Raw genomic sequence first — 2049 nt, 5'->3', positions numbered from 1 at the left:
ATGGATCCGATGCTGGCGGAGTTCGCCGAATTGGCACGAACCGTGGATTACCGGCGTTGTGAAGTGCCGATCGTGTCGACCTTGACCGGAGACCTCGATGACGCTGGCAGGATGAGCGGGCCCGACTACTGGGTGCGTCAGGTGCGAGAGCCGGTCCGCTTCGCCGACGGTGTCCAGGCGCTGGTCGAGCACGATGTGGCCACCGTTGTCGAGCTCGGTCCGGACGGGGCGTTGTCGGCGCTGATCCAGGAATGTGTCGCCGCATCCGATCACGCCGGGCGGCTGAGCGCGGTCCCGGCGATGCGCAGGAACCAGGACGAGGCGCAGAAGGTGATGACGGCCCTGGCACACGTCCACGTACGTGGTGGTGCGGTGGACTGGCGGTCGTTCTTCGCCGGTACAAGGGCGAAGCAAATCGAGCTGCCCACCTACGCCTTCCAACGACAGCGGTACTGGCTGGTGCCATCGGATTCCGGTGATGTGACAGGTGCCGGTGGTGTGACCGTGATGGCCACGCCGGGGATGTTCGTGGAGTTTTCGCGGCAGCGTGGTTTGGCGCCGGATGGGCGGTGCAAGTCGTTCGCGGAGGCCGCCGACGGCACCGGCTGGTCCGAGGGTGCTGGCCTGGTTCTACTGGAGCGGTTGTCGGATGCCCGGCGGAATGGGCATGAGGTGCTGGCGGTTGTTCGTGGTAGTGCGGTGAATCAGGACGGTGCGTCGAATGGTTTGACCGCGCCGAATGGTTCGTCGCAGCAGCGGGTGATTACCCAGGCGTTGGCGAGTGCGGGGTTGTCGGTGTCCGATGTGGATGCTGTGGAGGCGCATGGGACGGGCACGCGGCTTGGTGATCCGGCGCAGGCGCTGATCGCCACCTACGGCCAGGGCCGGCTTCCGGAACGGCCATTGTGGTTGGGCTCGATGAAGTCGAACATCGGTCACGCGCAGGCAGCTGCGGGGATAGCCGGCGTCATGAAGATGGTGATGGCGATGCGGCACGGGCAGCTACCGCGCACGTTGCACGTGGATGAGCCGACTTCGGAGGTGGATTGGTCGGCGGGGACGGTTCAACTCCTTACGGAGAACACGCCCTGGCCCAGGAGTGGTCGTGTTCGTCGGGTGGGGGTGTCGTCGTTCGGGATCAGTGGTACTAACGCGCACGTCATCCTCGAACAGCCCCCGGGAGTGCCGAGTCAGTCTGCGGGGCCGGGTTCGGGTTCTGTCGTGGATGTTCCGGTGGTGCCGTGGATGGTGTCGGGCAAAACACCCGAAGCGCTATCCGCGCAGGCAACGGCGTTGATGACCTATCTGGACGAGCGACCTGATGTCTCCTCGCTGGATGTTGGGTACTCGCTGGCGTTGACACGGTCGGCGCTGGATGAGCGAGCGGTGGTGCTGGGGTCGGACCGTGAAACGTTGTTGTGCGGTGTGAAAGCGCTGTCTGCCGGTCATGAGGCTTCTGGGTTGGTGACCGGATCTGTGGGGGCTGGGGGCCGCATCGGGTTTGTGTTTTCCGGTCAGGGTGGTCAGTGGCTGGGGATGGGCCGGGGGCTTTACCGGGCTTTTCCGGTGTTCGCTGCTGCCTTTGACGAAGCTTGTGCCGAGCTGGATGCACATCTGGGCCAGGAAATCGGGGTTCGGGAGGTGGTGTCCGGTTCGGATGCGCAGTTGCTGGATCGGACGTTGTGGGCGCAGTCGGGTTTGTTCGCGTTGCAGGTGGGCTTGCTGAAGTTGCTGGATTCGTGGGGGGTTCGGCCGAGTGTGGTGTTGGGGCATTCGGTGGGCGAGTTGGCGGCGGCGTTCGCGGCGGGTGTGGTGTCGTTGTCGGGTGCGGCTCGGTTGGTGGCGGGTCGTGCCCGGTTGATGCAGGCGTTGCCGTCTGGCGGTGGGATGCTGGCGGTGCCTGCTGGTGAGGAGCTGTTGTGGTCGTTGTTGGCCGATCAGGGTGATCGTGTGGGGATCGCCGCGGTCAACGCTGCGGGGTCGGTGGTGCTCTCTGGTGATCGGGATGTGCTCGATGACCTTGCCGGTCGGCTGGACGGGCAAGGGATC

Annotated in this window: 1 pseudogene; it reads left to right on the top strand. The window is 65.2% G+C overall.

The features are described from left to right. Positions 1 to 9 precede the first annotated feature (9 nt). Positions 10 to 2049 (top strand): annotated as a pseudogene (locus tag SSPN_RS48475) (type I polyketide synthase); the annotation flags it as partial.

It is taken from the genome of Saccharopolyspora spinosa NRRL 18395 (assembly GCF_000194155.1).
GTDB lineage: Bacteria > Actinomycetota > Actinomycetes > Mycobacteriales > Pseudonocardiaceae > Saccharopolyspora > Saccharopolyspora spinosa.
This window is presented reverse-complemented; position numbering and strand designations above follow the sequence as displayed.